This window comes from Aeromonas sp. 75A, from assembly GCF_051919425.1.
Lineage (GTDB): Bacteria > Pseudomonadota > Gammaproteobacteria > Enterobacterales > Aeromonadaceae > Aeromonas > Aeromonas veronii.
Window position 1 is genome coordinate 3,521,842 of record NZ_JBQBES010000002.1, and the last position, 17,393, is coordinate 3,539,234.

The following is a 17,393-nucleotide window of genomic DNA, read 5'->3' on the forward strand; positions in this document are numbered from 1 at the left end:
TTCGGGCGGTTGAGAGCGCTTAGTTGCGCTGCTCCAGATACATGACAGCCGCTTCCACGCGGCTTTGCGCCTCGAGTTTCTTCAGCAGGCTCTTCACGTGAACCTTGACCGTTCCCTCGGAGATATGGAGTACCGAGGCGACCTGTTTGTTGGAGAGGCCTTTTGCAATTTCGCGCAGGATTTGCATTTCGCGACGCGTTAAGCTTTCCAGCTTCTGCTGCAGGTGATCCAGCTCGTAGATGTTTTCGAGATAGGGGCGCAGCGGTTCGCTCAGGATCTGCTTGCCGGTCATCACGTCGGCCAGTTGGGCCAGCAGCAGATCAGGCTCGGTATCCTTGAGCAGGTAGCCGTCGGCACCCGCCTTGAGCAAAGCCACCACATCCTGACGGGCATCGGAGACGGTGAGGATCACCACCCGGGAGGTGATCTCTTCGGCCCGCAGCGCCTTGAGGGTATCGAGGCCGGAGAGCCCCTTCATGTTGAGGTCGAGCAGGATCAGGTCCGGCTCGGACTCTTTGGCCAGCGCCACGGCATCTGTGCCGTTGGAGGCTTCACCGGTCACCTCCATGTTCTCTTCCAGAGCCAGCAACTGCACAATCCCTTTGCGCATGAGGGGATGGTCATCTACGACCAGAACTGTGTATTTCATCTCGTCCATCAGGCGTCTCTCGCTAGACTGGTGGGAAAGGTCAGATGCACGCAGGTGCCTTGTGGTTGCTGCTCGTTGATGGTCAGCAGACCGTGCAGTTTGCTGGCGCGCTCGTTCATGATGCTCAACCCGTAATGGTTGATCGCCGAGCTGGCGAGTCCGATCCCGACACCGTCATCTGAAATCTGAACCTCAATGTTACCACTGGCGAGGGTCTCACAGCTAACATCAATCACTTGCGCGTTTGCATGTTTGATGGCATTGAGCACTGCCTCACGGATCAACTGCAAAATGTGGATATGCTGGCCCGCCTCCAGGTCGTTGTCGGCCAGTCCGTAATGGAACCGGATTTCGGCCTGGGTCTGAGGTTGCAGTTGATCAAGCATCACCCGGATTGCTTCCCCCAGATTGGCATCGCCAATGGTGAGACGGAAGGTGCCGAGCAGTTCGCGCAACTGGGTATAGGCATTGCTAAGCCCCTCGTCGATCTGCTGCATCGCCTCCTGCGCCTTGTCATGTTGCCCCTTGGCGTAAGAGCGCTTGAGCAGGGTGGACTGGATCTTGAGGTAGGAGAGGGCCTGCGCCAGCGAGTCGTGCAGCTCCCGGGCGATCACCGCCCGCTCCTCCATCAGCAGCAGTCGTTGCTGTTGCAGCAGGGTCTGGTCTTTGTGCAGCACCTGAGCCAGCAGCATGGTGAAGTTTTTAATCAACCGCTCATCGATGGGGTGCTGGCTGATGATGTCGAGGCGGCCGAACTCCTGCTCATCCATCTGCAGATAAAAGCTGGCGACCGCATCGAGATCGCCGGGCCAGCCGGTGCGCCCCGAGATGTAGACCGGCATGGCGTTGTGCTCGAAGCGGGTCAGCCGGATGTGGTCGATATGCTGGTGGGCGGCGGCGCGGTCCAGCAGTTTGATGAGGGTACGGGTACTGAGCGGGGCGGCGTGCAGCTTCTGGGCGGTCGAGTAGAGAAACGAGAGGGTGTCGTTGGCCTGTTGCAGCTTGGCGGTTTTCTCTTCCACCTTGTTTTCCAGCTCCCGATAGAGCTTGCCCAGCTCGTCTGCCATGGTGACGAAGGCGCGCGAGAGCTCCCCCAGCTCATTTTCGCCGTGGGCGGGCAGCTTAAGATCGAAATCCTGCCGCTGGATCTGGCGGGCGCAGTAGACCAGCTGGTTGAGGGGGGCGACCACCTGCTGGCGGGTGAAGCGCACAGTGAACCAGGCGATGGTGATGATGGCCAGCAGGCCGAGCCCCTCTGCCAGTGCCAGCATCCGCACCTTGAATTCCACGTGGTACTGCATCTGATTGACGAAATTGTCGATGGCCGCCACAAACTGCTCGGTGTTATCGGTGTACCGTCTGGGGGTACGATCCTCGATGTGCTGGCGCATCACCTGCCACTGGCCGAGCACCTCGCCATAGGTGCGACGCAGGGAGGCAGGAGTGATCCAGCGCTGGGTCTCCTGCAGCTCTTCGGCGTGCAGGGTCTCTTCAAACTGGGAGAGGCGCCCCAGCACGCTGTCGCCCCGCTCGATTTCGTAGGCCATCCGGTAGGCCTGCATCCGTAGCGAACCGGAGAGGTTGATCGCCTTGGCATCGGGTACCGAGTAGAAGAGGGTGACCATGGCGACCAGCGCGATCAGGCTGGCCATGAAGAGGATCAACACCATGGCGCGGCCAATGGCACTGCTGACCGAATGGACCCTGAACCGTTTTCCCATACTGATGCGCACCTCTGAATAGTGATAAGGACCCCGCAAGATGCGTGGGAGTGTACTCCAACTTGTGTTAGCATCGAAAAACTAGATGAACTCCGAGCGGTTTTGCCTAAGTCCTAGCGATAGGGGGAAACCAGCCGTCAGCCGACGTTCGAGCTGTAAGGGTCAGGAAAGAAATGCCCTGGCCTCCCGTATTTGGAAAGGTGTTTATGTTGCCACTTGAAGATGGTTTTTCCCGTCGTTTTTACTATTTGCGTCTGTCAGTGACCGATGTGTGCAATTTCCGTTGCACTTATTGCCTGCCTGACGGCTATCGCCCCCCGGAAGGTCACAAAGCGGGGCGTCAACCCTTTCTCTCGATTGACGAGATCCGCCGCGTGGTCAGCGGTTTTGCCGCCATGGGCACCCGCAAGGTGCGCATCACGGGGGGCGAGCCCTCCCTGCGCCGCGATTTCACCGAGATCGTCAAGGTGATTGCCACCACCCCGGGTATCGAGAAGGTCGCCATGACCACCAACGGCTATCGCCTCAAGGAGCGGGCTCAGGAGTGGTTTGATGCCGGACTCAACGCGCTGAATGTCAGTGTCGACAGTCTCGACCCGCGCCAGTTTCACCAGATCACCGGTGAGAACAAGCTGGCCGAGGTGATGGAGGGGATCGAAGCAGCACTGGCCGCCGGTTTCAAATCGGTGAAGATCAATGCGGTGCTGCTCAAGGGGCTCAACGACTACCAGCTTGATGCCTTTCTGGGCTGGATCAGGTACAAGCCCATCGAGCTGCGCTTTATCGAGCTGATGCAGACCGGCGAGATGGATACCCTGTTTCGTGACCACCATGTTAGCGGCGAACAGATCAAACAGCGCTTGCTGGAGAGCGGTTGGGTGCAGCAGTTGCGGGGCACGGATGACGGTCCGGCGCAGGTCTTTATGCACCCCGATTCGCAGGGCGGAGTGGGGCTCATCATGCCCTACAGCAAGGATTTCTGTGCCGGTTGCAACCGGCTGCGGGTCTCCTCGCTGGGGAAGCTGCATCTTTGCCTGTTTGGCGACAACGGCATTGACCTGCGGGATCTGCTCGGCGCAGATGGACAATCTGATGAGCTGCAACAGCGCATTCGCGCGGCACTGGCGGGCAAGAGTGCTACCCATCGTCTCCATCAGGGCAATGCCGGCATCACCCCTCATCTCGCCTCGATCGGCGGATAACCGCAAAAAATCGCCAACGATTAAATAGCAATCCTCACATGGAGGTATTTTAACCGATACCTCCATTTTTATTGCGCTGCAAGGCTTTGATCTGGCGCAAGAATCCCCCCTGTTTATCTCCCTGGTGGTATATCCCTTACCTTGTCAGGGCCGCAATATACACCCACTCTTATAATTGGTATCAAGAATGCCAATCATGGACTCGCACTGTCCCCTTTTTCACCAGAACAGGAGTCAACATGCCGGATGAGATCGATCTTGCCCGCCGCGGCCTGTTCCGGGGGCGGTTGAGAACTGCCGAACCGCCGGTGCAGTTGCCCTGGTCAGTCAACTGGTCGGCATTTGTCGCCGACTGCACCCGCTGCGGGGACTGTCTGGCGGCCTGTCCGGAGCAGATCCTGGTGAATGGCGAGGGCGGTTTTCCGGTGGTCGATTTCCAGCGTGGCGAATGCACCTTCTGCACCGAGTGCGTCACGGTCTGCAGGGCGCCGCTGTTTCGCCCGACCAGCGAGTCCCCCTGGCACTATAAGGCCCATATCGAAGCCAACTGTCTGGCCAATGGTCAGGTGTTCTGCCAGCGCTGTCAGGACAGCTGCGAGCCCAATGCCATTCGTTTTATTCCGGTGCTGGGCCGCGTGCCCACCCCGACGGTGGAGCCGGATCGCTGTAACGGCTGCGGCGCCTGCGTGCAGGATTGTCCAGTTGGCAGCATCAAAATCGACGGGCGAGCCGCCCCATCCGGTGGTGCGAGCCAGCCCACCCTCAAGCAGGAGTCAGAATGAGTCAGAAACCGTGTGACACAGAAGCCACAATGGATCAGGAGTTCCATGTCTCGAGTCTGGTGGTGCTGACCCAACCTCCCTTGCGCCATCAGCTCGCCGAGCAGATTGGCGCCCTTGAAGGGGCCGAGATCCACGCCGTCAGTGACGAGGGCAAGCTGGTCGTGACCCTGGAAGGTCCGAGCCAGCGGCCGATCATGGCGGCCATTGATGCGATACAGGCAATGCCGGGTGTGCTCTCTGCCGCCCTGATTTACCACCAGTTCGATGAACTGGGCGGTCACTGAAAAGAGTGATGGGATGCCGGGCGTGCCCTCTGCCGCTGATGGCTGGCTCCCGTTCGACAGATTCGACAACTATTACGCGATAAGCAATGTGAGGATATGCCATGAAGCTGAGTCGACGCGACTTTATGAAGGCCAACGCGGTGGCAGCTGCCGCTGCCGTGGCCGGTGTCAGTGCCCCCACGCTGGCAGCCAATCTCATCACCAGTACCGACAAGACGGCCATCCATTGGGATAAGGCTCCCTGCCGCTTCTGCGGTACCGGCTGCTCCGTGCTGGTGGGCTCTCAGGATGGTCGGGTCGTGGCGACTCAGGGCGACCCCGATGCACCGGTCAACCGTGGCCTCAACTGCATCAAGGGCTACTTCCTCTCCAAGATCATGTACGGCCAGGATCGCCTGACCCAGCCGATGCTGCGGATGAAGAACGGCCAGTTCGACAAGGATGGCGACTTTGCCCCCATCAGCTGGGATCAGGCGTTCGACATCATGGCCGAGAAGTTCAAGGCGACCCTGAAAGAGAAGGGGCCGACCGCCGTCGGCATGTTCGGCTCCGGCCAGTGGACCGTCTGGGAAGGTTACGCCGCCGCCAAGCTGATGAAGGCCGGTTTCCGCTCCAACAACATTGACCCCAATGCCCGTCACTGCATGGCCTCTGCGGTCGTCGGCTTCATGCGTACCTTCGGCATGGACGAGCCGATGGGCTGCTACGACGATATCGAGCAGGCCGATGCGTTCGTGCTGTGGGGCTCCAACATGGCCGAGATGCACCCCATCCTCTGGTCGCGGATGTCCGATCGTCGCCTCTCCAACCCGGATGTGCAGGTGCACGTGCTCTCGACCTTCGAGCACCGCAGCTTCGAGCTGGCGGACAACGGCATGGTGTTCACTCCGCAGACCGACCTGGCGATCCTCAACTATGTCGCCAACTACATCATCCAGAACGACAAGGTGAACTGGGACTTCGTCAACAAGCACACAGTGTTCAAGAAGGGGGTCACCGACATCGGTTACGGCCTGCGCCCGACCGATCCGCTGCAGCAGAAAGCGAAGAACCCGGACAGTGGCGATGCCACTCCGATGACCTTCGAGGAGTTTGCCAAGTTCGTGGCGGATTACGATGTGGAGTCGGTCTCCAAGCTCTCCGGCGTCTCCAAAGAGAAGCTGGAAAAGCTGGCCAAGCTCTATGCCGACCCGAGCAAGAAGGTGGTCTCTTACTGGACCATGGGCTTCAACCAGCATACCCGTGGCGTCTGGGCCAACAACCTCTGCTACAACATCCACCTGCTGACCGGCAAGATCTCCGAGCCGGGTAATGGTCCTTTCTCACTGACCGGTCAGCCCTCTGCCTGTGGCACCGCGCGTGAAGTGGGTACCTTTGCCCACCGTCTGCCTGCCGACATGGTGGTGACCGAGCCCAAACATCGCGCCATTGCCGAGAAGATCTGGAAACTGCCGGAGGGGACCATTCCCGACAAGGTGGGTTTCCACGCCGTGCTGCAGGATCGCATGCTCAAAGATGGCAAGCTCAACGCCTACTGGGTGATGTGTAACAACAACATGCAGGCCGGCCCCAACATGAATACCGATCGCCTGCCTGGCTATCGCGATCCGCGCAACTTCATCGTGGTCTCTGACCCTTACCCGACCGTCACTGCCCAGGCCGCTGACCTCATCCTCCCCACCGCCATGTGGGTGGAGAAAGAGGGGGCCTATGGCAACGCCGAGCGCCGCACCCAGTTCTGGCACCAGCAGGTGAAAGCGCCGGAAGGGGCCAAGTCCGACTTGTGGCAGCTGATGGAGTTCTCCAAGCGCTTCAAGGTTGAGGAAGTCTGGCCGGCTGAGCTGATTGCCAAGATGCCGGAAGTGAAGGGCAAAACCCTGTTCGATGTGCTCTATGCCAACGGTCAGGTCAACCAGTTCCCGAAAGAGCAGAGCAAGGGGATGCTGAACGACGAAGCCGAGCACTTCGGTTTCTACGTCCAGAAGGGCTTGTTCGAAGAGTACGCCACCTTCGGTCGTGGCCACGGTCACGATCTGGCACCGTTCGATCAGTACCACGAAGCGCGCGGTCTGCGCTGGCCGGTGGTAGATGGCAAAGAGACCCTGTGGCGCTACCGTGAAGGGTTCGACCCCTATGTGAAAGCGGGCGAGGGGGTGCGCTTCTATGGCAAGCCCGATGGCAAGGCGGTCATCTTCGCCCTGCCGTTCGAGCCCGCTGCCGAGTCGCCGGATAAAGAGTACGATCTGTGGCTCTCCACCGGCCGCGTGCTGGAGCACTGGCACACCGGCACCATGACCCGTCGGGTACCCGAGCTTTATCGCGCCTTCCCGGATGCGGTGCTCTTCATGCACCCGGACGATGCCAAGGCTCGCGGCGTGCGCCGTGGTGAAGAGGTGATCGTCTCCTCCCGCCGTGGCGAGGTGAAGACCCGTGTCGAGACCCGTGGTCGCAACCGTCCGCCGAAAGGACTGGTCTTCATGCCCTTCTTTGATGCGAGCCAGTTGGTCAACAAGCTGACCCTGGACGCCACCGATCCGCTCTCGAAAGAGACCGATTACAAGAAGTGCGCCGTCAAGGTGATGAAGGCTTAAGGCGGGGGAGCGCGAGATGGGTCGTAGTCGTCGCCAGTTTCTGGCCGACATGGCCAAGGGGGCCTGCGGTGTGGGCCTGCTTGGCGTGGGGCTCGGTGGCGTGGCCCGCCAGCAGGCGCAAGCTGTGCCTGCCCAGGCGCTGCGTCCGCCCGCCGCTCTCGATGAAGCAGAGTTCCTCAGCGCCTGCGTGCGCTGTGGGCTCTGCGTCGAGGCGTGCCCCTACGACACCCTCAAGCTCGCCCGGCTGTTTGACCCTGTGACCACCGGTACCCCTTATTTCAAGGCGCGTGCCGTGCCCTGCGAGATGTGTGATGACATCCCTTGTGTGGTGGCCTGTCCGAGCGGGGCGCTGGATCAGCAGATGACCGACATCGATCAGGCCCGGATGGGGGTGGCAGTGCTCATCGATCACGAGACCTGCCTCAACTATCTGGGGCTGCGCTGCGATGTCTGTTATCGGGTCTGCCCGCTGATTGACAAGGCGATCACTCTTGAGCTGCAGCATAACCAGCGTACCGGCAAACACGCCATGTTCCTGCCCACGGTACACAGCGATGTCTGTACCGGCTGTGGCAAGTGTGAGCATGCCTGCGTGCTGGAGGAGGCCGCCATCAAGGTGGTGCCACGTCAGCTCGCCAAAGGTGAGCTGGGTCATCACTACCGACTCGGCTGGGAAGAGAAGGCCAAGGCGGGGAACAAGTCGCTCATCGGCGACAGGCTCACCCTGCCCACCCGCAAACCGGAGGGGTTATGAGTCGTTATCCGGGGGAAGAGGCTCGCATCAAGCTGGGGTGGTGGCGTTCCCACCGCTTCCTGTTGCTGCGTCGGCTGAGTCAGTTCAGCGTGCTCGGGCTGTTTTTGCTGGGGCCGCTGGCGGGTATCTGGATCCTCAAGGGCAACCTCTCCAGCTCGCTGTTGCTGGAGACTGTGCCGCTGACCGATCCCCTCACGCTGTTGCAGTCGCTGGCGGCGGGTCACTGGCCCATCACCACCCTCTGGCTGGGGGCTGCCATTGTGCTGGCCGGTTACTGGCTGGTCGGGGGGAGGATGTTCTGCTCCTGGGTCTGTCCGGTCAACCTCATCACGGATGCCGCAGCCTGGCTCAGGGGGCGACTTGGCCTCAAGGGCAATGGCCAGTTCAGCCGTGCGACCCGCTACTGGCTGCTGGCCATGGTGCTGGTGGTGCCAGCGGTGGTCGGGGTGATGGCGTGGGAGCTGGTCAATCCGGTGTCACTCGCCATGCGCGGCCTGCTGTTTGGCATGGGGGCGGGCTGGGCCCTGCTGGTGGCGCTGTTCCTGTTCGATCTTTTCGTGGTTGAGCGGGGTTGGTGCGGTCATCTCTGTCCGGTGGGGGCCTTCTATGCCCTGGTCAACCGGGTCGGATTTATCAAGATTTCTGCCAAGGGGCGCGAGCGGTGCAACAACTGCATGGATTGTTATGCGGTTTGCCCGGAGCGTCCCATCCTGCGCGGGCCTGTTCACGGTGCCAAGCGCGGTCACGGGCCCTTGATTGCGGCTCAGGAGTGTACCAACTGTGGCCGCTGCATCGATGTCTGCGCGGAACAAGTTTTTGAAATCACTGTAGGTTTTGCCGTCAAGGCAGAAAAAACGTCGGAGAACAAATAATGAAAAAGCTGATTGGAGCAATGCTGGCCTGCCTGATGGCGGGATCCTTGATGGCAGCGGCCCCCGAGATCACCAACAGTACCGGTGGCCTCAAGTCCGAGCGTGGCGCCACCGATCTGGTGACCGATGCCACCGCCGCGCCCCTGAAAAACTTCCGCAAGGATGGCGCGCCCTACGATCGCCAGTACATGCATCAGCCGCCGCTGATCCCCCACGACATTCGCAACTATGAGGTGGACACCAAGGTCAACAAGTGCCTGGCTTGCCACAGCTTCAAGAATGCCAGCGCCATGAAGGCCCCCAAGATCAGTCCGACTCACTTCGAGACCCGCGACGGCCTGACCCTGGGTGAAGTGTCGCCGCGTCGCTACTTCTGCCTGCAGTGCCATGTACCGCAAGCGGATGCCAAGCCGCTGGTGGAAAATACCTTTAAACCGGTTGAAGCGCTGAACTGAGGAATCCATAGATGAAATTACCCGGCTTTATCCAGCGTCTGTGGACCACCTTCAAGTCACCGTCGAAGGCGGCTCTCTGGGTCATCTTGCTGATGGGCTTCTTTGGTGGCGTGATTTTCTGGGGTGGCTTCAACACCGCCATGGAAGCATCCAACACCGAGGCCTTCTGCACCAGCTGTCACGAGATGAAGGACAACGTGTTCGAGGAGTATCGCGATACCATCCACTACGCCAACCGCTCCGGTGTGCGGGCCAGCTGCCCGGATTGTCACGTACCGCACGAGTGGACCTACAAGATCATCCGCAAAGTGCAGGCTTCCAAGGAGCTGTGGGGCATGATCACCGGCAAGGTGGATACCCGCGAGAAGTTCGAGTCGCACCGACGCGAGATGGCGGAGCGGGAGTGGCAGCGGATGAAAGAGACTGATTCGCGCGAGTGCCGCAACTGCCACAACTTCGAGTACATGGACTTCTCCCTGCAGGGGCAGCGTGCCGCCAAGATGCATTCTACCAATCTGGCCAGTGGTGAAAGTACCTGCATCGACTGTCACAAGGGGATTGCTCACCAGCTGCCCGACATGACCGGGGTGAAAGGGTTCTGATACTGCGACGACAGGCCGGGTTTGCCCGGCCTGCGTTTTGTTCATATATGGGACAAGCATCAGATTTGTGTGTCTTTTAAATCCCATATCTCGTGAAACCTTTGATAGAATCAGCCCGCCGTCACACGCTTGAGCAAGTTGGTCACCCCTGTCTGCGTCCGTTTTTGCGCCCTGACAGCTGGCCTCTCATACCCCTTCTCTTCCTGCCTCGTTGACGGCCCATAGCCACAAGGAGCTGCCCGATGGGACAGAAACACAACGCATTTATTCCCCTCAAGATCGCCGTGCTGACGGTCTCCGACAGCCGCACCGCCGCCGATGACAGCTCGGGCGACTATCTGGTCTCGGCCCTTACCGACGCGGGCCATCAGCTGGCCGATCGGGCGCTCTGCCCCGACAACCTGTTTCGCATTCGAGCCCAGGTGAGCGAGTGGATCGCCGATGAAGGGGTGCAGGTGGTGCTGATTAACGGCGGTACCGGCTTCAATGAACAGAACCGGGTACCGGAAGCGGTCGGTGTGCTGTTCGAGCGCACCGTACAGGGTTTTGGCGAGATGTTCCGTCAACTCTCTTTTGCCGAGATTAAAGGCTCCGCCATGCAGAGCCGTGCGCTGGCGGGACTCGCCAATCGCACCCTGATCTGCTGCCTGCCCGGCTCCACCGGCGCCTGTCAGCTGGGTTGGGAGCAACTGATCCGCGATCAGCTCGATGCCCGCACCAAGCCGTGCAACTTTGTCTCCCACCTCTGAGAGCAAACGATGAACCAGACCGATCCCAAGCAGACCCAGCCCAACCTGACGCATCTGAACCAGAGCGGTGAAGCCCATATGGTGGATGTGACCGACAAGCAGGTGACCGAGCGCGAGGCTCGTGCCGAAGCGTTTGTTGCCATGGCCCCCGAGACCCTGGCGCTGATCCTGAGCGGCCAGCACCACAAGGGTGACGTGTTCGCCACCGCCCGCATCGCCGGCATCATGGCCGCCAAGAAGACCGCCGATCTCATCCCCCTCTGCCATCCGCTGGCCTTGACCAAAGTCGAGGTGGAGATAGTGCCGCTGGCCGAGCAGAATCGGGTACATATCCGCACTCTCTGCAAGCTCTCCGGCAAGACTGGTGTCGAGATGGAGGCGCTGACCGCCGCGTCGGTAGCGGCGTTGACCATCTACGACATGTGCAAGGCGGTACAAAAGGACATGGTGATCGAACAGGTGCGGCTGGTAGAGAAAAAGGGCGGCAAGTCCGGCCATTTTCAGCTGGGGTCAAATAGCGGGGAGCAAGCATGATCAAGGTACTGTTTTTTGCGCAAGTAAGAGAGCTGGTAGCCTGCGATGAGCTGAGCCTGCCGTGCGACTACGCCACTGCCGAACAACTGCGCTCGGCGCTCTGTGAACGCGGCGACAAGTGGGCGCTGGCGCTGGAAGCAGGCAAGCTCTTGGTCGCGGTCAATCAGACCCTGGTGCCCCTCGATACCCCCATCAATGATGGCGATGAGGTGGCCTTCTTCCCGCCGGTGACCGGAGGTTAAGGATGAGCGACGTAGGCATTACAGACCGCATTCTGGTGCAGCGGGAGGATTTCTCGCTGGCGGATGAATATGCCCGCCTCGCCACCCGCCCAGACAGTGGCGCCATCGTCACCTTCGTTGGCAAGGTGCGCGACTTCAATCAGGGGGAGGAGGTGAAGGGGCTGGCCCTCGAGCACTACCCTGGTATGACCGAGAAGGCGCTGGCCGATATCGTGCAGGAGGCCCGCCGCCGCTGGCCGCTGCAGGAGTGTACCCTCATTCATCGTATCGGCGAGCTGTGGCTTGGCGATCAGATTGTGCTGGTGGCGGTGAGCAGTGCCCACCGCGACGCAGCCTTTGATGCCTGTCACTTCATCATGGATTTCTTGAAAACCCGGGCACCGTTCTGGAAAAAAGAGCTGACCGCCGAGGGTGTGCAACGCTGGGTCGAGGCGCTTGATCGCGACAACGCCGCCGCTGCCCGCTGGCAAGCCTGACCTGTTCATCACGAGGGGCGCAGGTTCAACGGGAACCACGGCCCCGCCAAGGGGCGCGGATGTGCGGGCCCCATCAGGAGAAAGGGAATGAAACCGCTGTTATCTGTTGTCATCGTAGGAGTCTGCGCCGCCACCTTGCATACCGGTGTCGTGCAGGCCGATGAAGTGAAAGTGGCCGTGGCGGCCAACTTCAAGGGAACCATCGAGCGTATCGGCAAGGAGTTCACCGCCAAGACCGGCCACACCCTGGCCATCTCGTCTGCCGCCACCGGAGTGCTCTACACCCAGCTCAGTCACGGCGCACCGTTCGATCTCTTCCTCTCCGCCGATGCGGCGACCCCCGAGAAGCTGGAAAAAGAGGGCAAGGGGAGCGATCGCTTCACCTACGCCATCGGCCAGCTGGGGCTGTGGAAGAAGGGGGGGCCGGCCCCTGACGAGGCGACCCTGCGTAGCTGGAAAGGCAACCTCGCCATCGCCAATGCCCGCACAGCTCCCTATGGTGCAGCCGCCATGGCGACCCTCACCCATCTCAAGATCGATCCCAAGCAGTACCGGTTGCTGACCGGCGCCAACATCGGCCAGACCTGGCAATTTGTCGACACCGGCAATGCCGAGCTGGGCTTTGTCGCCTGGGCCAATCTGGTTGAGGCGGGCAAGACTGGTGAAGCCTGGGCAGTGCCTGCGAGCTTCTATCCCCCCATCGAGCAGCAGGGGCTGGTATTGAAGAAAGGCGCCGCGGTCGAGGCGCTGGTGGCCTGGCTCAAGGGGCCGGGTCAGGCGCAGATCAAGGCTGCGGGTTATGCCTTGCCCCAATAAGGGGATGGGCCTGATGCGATACCCTGAGTGGTCGGCCTTCGGGTCGGCCACTCTTTGCAATAAGGATGGATACCATGCCGTTGGGGGCATTTATCAACCGGGAGGTCGGCAATGAGTGAAGGGGATCTGCTGGCGGTCTGGCTTACCCTGAAGCTTGCGGCCTGCACCACAGCGATTTTGCTGTTGCTGGCACCGCCGCTGGCCTGGTGGCTGTCGCGCAGTCAGAACCGGCTGCGGCCGCTGGTTGAGGCCTTGGTGGCACTGCCGTTGGTGCTGCCTCCCACGGTACTGGGTTTTTATCTGCTGCTCGCCTTCTCCCCCGAATATGGCTTCGGCGCCCGGTGGCGCGACACCTTTGGCGCCCCGCTCGCCTTCAGCTTTCTCGGCCTGCTGTTTGCCTCTATCCTCTATTCGCTGCCGTTCGTGGTGCAGCCGCTCACCTCCGCCTTTGTCAACATGGGCAACAAGGAGCTGGAAGCTGCTGCGACCCTGGGGCTTGGCCCACTGGAGCGCTTCTTCCACATCATCTTGCCGATGACCCTGCCCAGCTTTGTGATGGCGGCGGCGCTCGGCTTTGCCCACACCCTGGGGGAGTTTGGCGTAGTGCTGATGATTGGCGGCAATATCCCCGGCGAGACCCAGGTGCTCTCCATCGCCCTGTTTGATCATGTGGAGGCGATGGATTACCAGAACGCCCATATTCTGGCGGGCGGCTTGATGGCCTTCTCGCTGGTGATGCTGGTGCTGGTCTATGGTGTGCTGCAGCGTAGACAGCGGAGAGTGTTTGGATGAACCAGCCCGCCACTATGCCGCCAATGAACGAGCCGCACCGCCATGCCCTGAACCTCCATGCCCGACGCGAGTTTGGCCCTTTTACCCTCGACTGCGCACTGACCCTCGAACTGGGAGGGATCCTCGGCCTGTTCGGCCCCTCCGGCTGCGGCAAGAGCACCCTGCTGCGCATCATCGCCGGACTCGATCGCCGAAGCGGGGATCGCTTGCGGTGGCGCGATCGGGAGTATGCTCAACTTCTGCCCGAAGCGCGCCGGATCGGACTGGTGTTTCAGGACTCGCGCCTCTTCCCCCATCTGACGGTGCTCGGCAATCTGCAACTGGCGGCCCGCAAGGGGCGAGGGCGCTGGCAGCCCGAGGCGCTGGCGGCGCGGCTCGGTTTTGTCGATCTGCTGGGGCAGCCTGCCCATGCCCTCTCTGGCGGCCAACGCCAGCGGGTAGCGCTGGGGCGGGCGCTGCTGGCCGAGCCTGATTTGCTGCTGCTCGATGAGCCTTTTTCTGCGCTCGATCGGCGCAGTCGCATCCATCAGGCCCATGTGCTAAAGGGCTTGCAGCAGGAGAGCGGCATCCCGATGATCTTCGTCAGCCACGCCATGGAGGAGGTGAGCCTGCTCTGCGATCAGCTGGTGCTGCTGGAAGGTGGCAGGGTGGAGGCGCAAGGCCGGCCGAGCGAGATTTTCGCCCGAACCGATCTCTCGCTCGCCAGCCGCGACGATGCCGGGGTGATGCTGGCGGCGACCCTCTCTCACTACGATGAAGAGGAGCAGATGGCGACCCTGCAGCTCGGTGAGCAGCAACTGCGGGTCACCATGACCCAGGTGCCGGACGAGAGCGGCCCATTGCAGATCAAGGTGGCGGGGCGCGATGTGGTGATTGCTACAGCACCTATCGAGCACTCCAGTCTCTCCAACTGTCTCGTCACCCGTCTGCTGGCGGTGCGCGAGGTGCGCCCCGGCCAGACCCTGTTGCAGTTGGCGCTGGGTGAGCAGATACTGCTGGCTCGGATCACCAGCCGCTCCGCCATGCGGCTGGCGCTGGCGCCGGAGCAGCAGATCTACGCTTATATCAAAGCGGTGAGTCTGGTCAGCGAAGGCTGATTGGGCGCCGTGCAGATAACGTGGCAGGATGGCCACGGGCAACATAACAACAAGAGATGGTTCAGGTGATGAATCGAGAGGCAATACACTGATGCGCCGCAATCAGGTGATGAAATTCAACGGTCTTGCCCTGCGCAGTGCGGGGGAGGGCCCCTTGCTGTTGCTGCTGCATGGGCTGGGCTCCTCGAGCCTCGACTGGCAGGCGCAGATCGAACGGTTTTCCGAGCACTACCGGGTGGTAGCGCTGGACTTGCGCGGCCACGGCCAGAGCATGCAGGAGGGGCCGTTCGATGTGGCGACCCTGGCAGCCGATGTGGTGAACTGGCTCGACGAGCAGCCAGAACCCGCCTGGGTGGTGGGATTGTCGCTGGGGGCCATGGTCGCGCTGGAGCTGGCGCTGCAACTGCCCCACAAGGTGCAGGGGCTGGTGCTGGTCAACGGTTTTAGCGAGTTTCTGCTGGAGACCCCCAAAGAGCAGGAGCGTTACGCCCAGCGCCTCAAGTGGCTGCGCTGGTTTGGCATGCGCCCGCTCGCCTGGTGGCTGGGACGCGAGCTCTTCCCGGGCCAGGATCTCGCACAGGTGCGCCATACCTTCCGACTGCGTTTCGTGCGCAATAAAAAGAAAACCTACAAGGCGCTGCTGGAGGCGCTACCGGGCTGGTCGGTGCGCGCCCGGCTCGGCGCCATCTGGCAGCCGGTGGCCATCATCTCCACCAGTCACGACTACCTGCCGCTGGCCAAACGGGTAGAGCAGTTTGCCGCCTTGCCCAACGCCACCATCCACACCCCCAACGGCCACCACGCCTGGCCCGCGGAAGATCCTTCCGGATTTAATCATTTGCTTCACCGGATTTTAGAAACCCATTAAACTTGTCGCCCTTTTACCCCGTGTATGTATTGGTTCGATCGCCTTGCCAAAGGCATAAGGCAAGGCAATCGGACCCATTTCTGATCTATTAACAGGTGTTTCCTCATGTCTGAAGTAATGAAAATGGCCATCGATGATGGCTCGACCAACGTCAAGGTGAGCTGGATTGAGAACAAGGTGCTCAAGACCATCATCTCTCCCAACTCCTTTCGCAAGGACTGGAAGAGCGCCGCATTGCGTAAAGACAAGAAGATCTACAACTACGAGATAGGCAACACCAAGTACACCTACGACGCGACCTCCGACAAGTCTTTGGCCACCACTCATGTGGAGTACCAGTATGACGATCTGAACCTGCTCTCCGTGCATCATGCCCTGTTGCAGACTGGTGTGACGCCGTGCGATGTCGCCATTACCGTGACCCTGCCCATCACCGAGTTTTACAACCCGGACGATTGCCAGCGCAACGAAGAGAAGATCGAGAAGAAACGGCGCAACCTGATGCGTCCGATCACCCTTAACAAGGGCGAGCTGTTCAATATCGTCAGTGTCGAAGTGATGCCGGAGAGTCTGCCTGCTGCGCTCTCCCGTCTGATTGGTTCAGGCTGCAACGAGTTCACCAAGACTCTGGTGATCGACTGTGGCGGCACCACTCTGGATATGGGGATCATCGTCGGTGAGTTTGATGATGTCTCCGATGTCTACGGTAACAACGAGATCGGAGTCTCCATGGTGACCGACGCTACCCGCAAGGCGCTGGCCGCAGCAGACAGCGATTCGAGCTATCTGGTGGCCAACGAGTTTATCAAGCGTCGTCACGACATGAGCTTTGTACGAGATGTGGTCAACGATGAGAGCCAGATCCCCAAGATCCTCGAGAAGATGCAAAACAAGATCGACGAGCTGGGCACTCAGGTTGCGCATGAAGCGAAGAAGTTTGCCAAGAACCCGAACCGTGTCTATCTGGTCGGTGGCGGCGCATCTCTGATTTATGACGCGATCAAGGCGGCCTATCCCACCCTGGGTGACCGTGTCGAGCTGCTGGACGATGCCCAGTCCGCGCTGGCTCGTGAAATCTGCCTCTACACCACGGAAGAGGATGAAGTCTATCGCGAAGCGCCTGTGATGGCCGAGGTTGACGATGAGTAGTCAACTCAAGCGCATGACCTTCTCCATCTATATGGATCCGGGTGCGCTGGAGTCTGATCGCTATGCGGTCGGGGTATTGCAGAACTGGTATCAACGGGCGCGAAAGATCCAAGAGGGCACCGAGGAGTTTGACTTCTCCAAGAGCCGTTTCCACAAGGATATCTACCTCTCCGGCATGTTCATGTACGTGCTGGCGCCCAACCTCTGCAAAGCGATTGCCAATGCGCTGGGGCCGGAGCAGGTGAGCATGACGACCCTGCGTCATGCCTTTGCCAGCTGTGGTTTCAATCTGGGGGAGGTCGCTGGCGAGGCGCAGCCTGCCGCAGATGTGATGATCGACGAGATAGTGGCCAGACTGGCCCCACAGCTGGGACAGAGTGATACCACTTCACTGGTGGACGAGATTATCAGCCGGCTCGGCGAGCAGCAACCCAGCGAGATGTGGGATGAACTCAGGCAAGGACTGCCTGCCGCGCTGGATCATGACCAGCTGGCCGAAGCCATCGCTGGCAAGCTGCCATCAGCAGGGGCCGAGCAGGATCTGGCTCCCCTTGCCAGCAGTATCCAGCTGCTCTCTCGCCAACTGGAAGAGCAATCCCGGCTAATCCGCGAGCAGCACAGATTGATCCAGCGACTGGCCAGTGCCCCCGCTCGACAGAGTGTTGTCGGCACAGAGGCAGAACCTTTAATCGAGGATCTCTCCAGTCAGGTGGCCAGTATGAAAAAGGTCAAAGCCAAGGGGATCTTCTGATCCCCGA

20 protein-coding genes and 1 riboswitch are annotated in these 17,393 nt (G+C 60.6%); of the genes, 18 read left to right on the forward strand and 2 right to left on the reverse strand.

Translation table 11 applies throughout. The features are described 5' to 3' along the window. Nucleotides 1-19: 19 nt before the first annotated feature. Both narL and narQ read right to left on the reverse strand, forming a co-directional pair. Nucleotides 20-658: a two-component system response regulator NarL gene (gene narL, locus ACTG2T_RS16510; RefSeq protein ID WP_005334471.1), complete on the reverse strand. Its 639-nt coding sequence runs from the start codon at nt 656-658 to the stop codon at nt 20-22. Beyond that, nucleotides 658-2,370 (reverse strand): nitrate/nitrite two-component system sensor histidine kinase NarQ, encoded by a 1,713-nt coding sequence (narQ, locus tag ACTG2T_RS16515; protein ID WP_005334468.1) that lies wholly within the window; start codon nt 2,368-2,370, stop codon nt 658-660. Before narQ ends, narL begins: the two co-directional genes overlap by 1 nt. A 78-nt stretch (nt 2,371-2,448) precedes the next feature. Further along, nucleotides 2,449-2,589, forward strand: a riboswitch (molybdenum cofactor riboswitch). Here narQ and moaA point away from each other — a divergent pair. The 18 genes from moaA to ACTG2T_RS16605 all read left to right on the forward strand — a co-directional run bounded on the left by moaA (nt 2,577) and on the right by ACTG2T_RS16605 (nt 17,386). After that, a complete protein-coding gene (moaA, locus tag ACTG2T_RS16520) occupies nt 2,577-3,572 on the forward strand; it encodes a GTP 3',8-cyclase MoaA (protein ID WP_159163973.1) in 996 nt (331 codons plus the stop codon). (Overlaps the previous riboswitch by 13 nt.) A 239-nt stretch (nt 3,573-3,811) precedes the next feature. Further along, a complete protein-coding gene (gene napF / locus ACTG2T_RS16525; protein ID WP_330124771.1) occupies nt 3,812-4,354 on the forward strand; it encodes a ferredoxin-type protein NapF in 543 nt (180 codons plus the stop codon). Nucleotides 4,355-4,383: 29 nt separating this feature from the next. Further along, on the forward strand, nt 4,384-4,638 hold the full coding sequence (locus tag ACTG2T_RS16530) for a chaperone NapD (RefSeq protein WP_031227438.1): 255 nt from the start codon (nt 4,384-4,386) through the stop codon (nt 4,636-4,638). Between the two features lie 101 nt (nt 4,639-4,739). After that, on the forward strand, nt 4,740-7,229 hold the full coding sequence (gene napA / locus ACTG2T_RS16535) for a nitrate reductase catalytic subunit NapA (RefSeq protein WP_319889900.1): 2,490 nt from the start codon (nt 4,740-4,742) through the stop codon (nt 7,227-7,229). 16 nt (nt 7,230-7,245) lie between these two features. Further along, nucleotides 7,246-7,983, forward strand: coding sequence for a ferredoxin-type protein NapG (gene napG / locus ACTG2T_RS16540; RefSeq protein ID WP_330124772.1), 738 nt, complete (start codon nt 7,246-7,248; stop codon nt 7,981-7,983). After that, nucleotides 7,980-8,855, forward strand: a complete 876-nt coding sequence (gene napH, locus ACTG2T_RS16545) for a quinol dehydrogenase ferredoxin subunit NapH (protein WP_330124773.1) — start codon at nt 7,980-7,982, stop codon at nt 8,853-8,855. Before napG ends, napH begins: the two co-directional genes overlap by 4 nt. Then, nucleotides 8,855-9,310, forward strand: a complete 456-nt coding sequence (locus ACTG2T_RS16550; protein WP_005334452.1) for a nitrate reductase cytochrome c-type subunit — start codon at nt 8,855-8,857, stop codon at nt 9,308-9,310. The genes napH and ACTG2T_RS16550 overlap by 1 nt, the downstream gene beginning before the upstream one ends. A gap of 11 nt (nt 9,311-9,321) precedes the next feature. Further along, nucleotides 9,322-9,912, forward strand: a complete 591-nt coding sequence (locus ACTG2T_RS16555) for a cytochrome c3 family protein (RefSeq protein ID WP_005353459.1) — start codon at nt 9,322-9,324, stop codon at nt 9,910-9,912. A gap of 242 nt (nt 9,913-10,154) precedes the next feature. Further along, on the forward strand, nt 10,155-10,661 hold the full coding sequence (moaB, locus tag ACTG2T_RS16560; RefSeq protein ID WP_064340970.1) for a molybdenum cofactor biosynthesis protein B: 507 nt from the start codon (nt 10,155-10,157) through the stop codon (nt 10,659-10,661). Between the two features lie 9 nt (nt 10,662-10,670). Then, nucleotides 10,671-11,195, forward strand: a complete 525-nt coding sequence (moaC, locus tag ACTG2T_RS16565; protein WP_139463724.1) for a cyclic pyranopterin monophosphate synthase MoaC — start codon at nt 10,671-10,673, stop codon at nt 11,193-11,195. Beyond that, nucleotides 11,192-11,437, forward strand: a complete 246-nt coding sequence (gene moaD / locus ACTG2T_RS16570; RefSeq protein ID WP_040065190.1) for a molybdopterin synthase sulfur carrier subunit — start codon at nt 11,192-11,194, stop codon at nt 11,435-11,437. Before moaC ends, moaD begins: the two co-directional genes overlap by 4 nt. Nucleotides 11,438-11,439: 2 nt before the next feature. Continuing rightward, the gene (gene moaE, locus ACTG2T_RS16575) at nt 11,440-11,913 is read left to right on the forward strand and encodes a molybdopterin synthase catalytic subunit MoaE (protein ID WP_330124774.1); all 474 of its coding nucleotides are present in this window, start codon (nt 11,440-11,442) and stop codon (nt 11,911-11,913) included. An 87-nt stretch (nt 11,914-12,000) separates the two neighbouring features. Further along, nucleotides 12,001-12,729: a molybdate ABC transporter substrate-binding protein gene (gene modA, locus ACTG2T_RS16580; RefSeq protein WP_330124775.1), complete on the forward strand. Its 729-nt coding sequence runs from the start codon at nt 12,001-12,003 to the stop codon at nt 12,727-12,729. A gap of 111 nt (nt 12,730-12,840) precedes the next feature. Beyond that, nucleotides 12,841-13,521, forward strand: coding sequence for a molybdate ABC transporter permease subunit (modB, locus tag ACTG2T_RS16585; RefSeq protein WP_330124776.1), 681 nt, complete (start codon nt 12,841-12,843; stop codon nt 13,519-13,521). Continuing rightward, nucleotides 13,518-14,618: a molybdenum ABC transporter ATP-binding protein gene (gene modC, locus ACTG2T_RS16590; RefSeq protein WP_162506404.1), complete on the forward strand. Its 1,101-nt coding sequence runs from the start codon at nt 13,518-13,520 to the stop codon at nt 14,616-14,618. The genes modB and modC overlap by 4 nt, the downstream gene beginning before the upstream one ends. A gap of 91 nt (nt 14,619-14,709) precedes the next feature. Then, nucleotides 14,710-15,486, forward strand: a complete 777-nt coding sequence (locus ACTG2T_RS16595; RefSeq protein ID WP_330124777.1) for an alpha/beta fold hydrolase — start codon at nt 14,710-14,712, stop codon at nt 15,484-15,486. 105 nt (nt 15,487-15,591) lie between these two features. Next, nucleotides 15,592-16,635 carry a plasmid segregation protein ParM domain-containing protein gene (gene parM / locus ACTG2T_RS16600; RefSeq protein ID WP_103252105.1) on the forward strand — a complete coding sequence of 348 codons (1,044 nt, stop codon included), beginning with the start codon at nt 15,592-15,594 and terminating at the stop codon, nt 16,633-16,635. Then, nucleotides 16,628-17,386 carry a hypothetical protein gene (locus ACTG2T_RS16605; protein WP_330124778.1) on the forward strand — a complete coding sequence of 253 codons (759 nt, stop codon included), beginning with the start codon at nt 16,628-16,630 and terminating at the stop codon, nt 17,384-17,386. Before parM ends, ACTG2T_RS16605 begins: the two co-directional genes overlap by 8 nt. Nucleotides 17,387-17,393: the final 7 nt, after the last annotated feature.

Bases quoted from the DNA above. Each gene is read 5' to 3' on its own strand.
- modA (WP_330124775.1), top strand. From the start codon at position 12,001: ATGAAACCGCTGTTATCTGTTGTCATCGTAGGAGTCTGCGCCGCCACC.
- narL (WP_005334471.1), bottom strand. From the start codon at position 658: ATGGACGAGATGAAATACACAGTTCTGGTCGTAGATGACCATCCCCTC.
- napH (WP_330124773.1), top strand. From the start codon at position 7,980: ATGAGTCGTTATCCGGGGGAAGAGGCTCGCATCAAGCTGGGGTGGTGG.
- napA (WP_319889900.1), top strand. From the start codon at position 4,740: ATGAAGCTGAGTCGACGCGACTTTATGAAGGCCAACGCGGTGGCAGCT.
- ACTG2T_RS16605 (WP_330124778.1), top strand. From the start codon at position 16,628: ATGAGTAGTCAACTCAAGCGCATGACCTTCTCCATCTATATGGATCCG.
- ACTG2T_RS16595 (WP_330124777.1), top strand. From the start codon at position 14,710: ATGCGCCGCAATCAGGTGATGAAATTCAACGGTCTTGCCCTGCGCAGT.
- ACTG2T_RS16550 (WP_005334452.1), top strand. From the start codon at position 8,855: ATGAAAAAGCTGATTGGAGCAATGCTGGCCTGCCTGATGGCGGGATCC.
- parM (WP_103252105.1), top strand. From the start codon at position 15,592: ATGTCTGAAGTAATGAAAATGGCCATCGATGATGGCTCGACCAACGTC.
- narQ (WP_005334468.1), bottom strand. From the start codon at position 2,370: ATGGGAAAACGGTTCAGGGTCCATTCGGTCAGCAGTGCCATTGGCCGC.
- moaC (WP_139463724.1), top strand. From the start codon at position 10,671: ATGAACCAGACCGATCCCAAGCAGACCCAGCCCAACCTGACGCATCTG.
- moaA (WP_159163973.1), top strand. From the start codon at position 2,577: ATGTTGCCACTTGAAGATGGTTTTTCCCGTCGTTTTTACTATTTGCGT.
- modB (WP_330124776.1), top strand. From the start codon at position 12,841: ATGAGTGAAGGGGATCTGCTGGCGGTCTGGCTTACCCTGAAGCTTGCG.
- moaD (WP_040065190.1), top strand. From the start codon at position 11,192: ATGATCAAGGTACTGTTTTTTGCGCAAGTAAGAGAGCTGGTAGCCTGC.
- napG (WP_330124772.1), top strand. From the start codon at position 7,246: ATGGGTCGTAGTCGTCGCCAGTTTCTGGCCGACATGGCCAAGGGGGCC.
- ACTG2T_RS16530 (WP_031227438.1), top strand. From the start codon at position 4,384: ATGGATCAGGAGTTCCATGTCTCGAGTCTGGTGGTGCTGACCCAACCT.
- napF (WP_330124771.1), top strand. From the start codon at position 3,812: ATGCCGGATGAGATCGATCTTGCCCGCCGCGGCCTGTTCCGGGGGCGG.
- modC (WP_162506404.1), top strand. From the start codon at position 13,518: ATGAACCAGCCCGCCACTATGCCGCCAATGAACGAGCCGCACCGCCAT.
- ACTG2T_RS16555 (WP_005353459.1), top strand. From the start codon at position 9,322: ATGAAATTACCCGGCTTTATCCAGCGTCTGTGGACCACCTTCAAGTCA.
- moaB (WP_064340970.1), top strand. From the start codon at position 10,155: ATGGGACAGAAACACAACGCATTTATTCCCCTCAAGATCGCCGTGCTG.
- moaE (WP_330124774.1), top strand. From the start codon at position 11,440: ATGAGCGACGTAGGCATTACAGACCGCATTCTGGTGCAGCGGGAGGAT.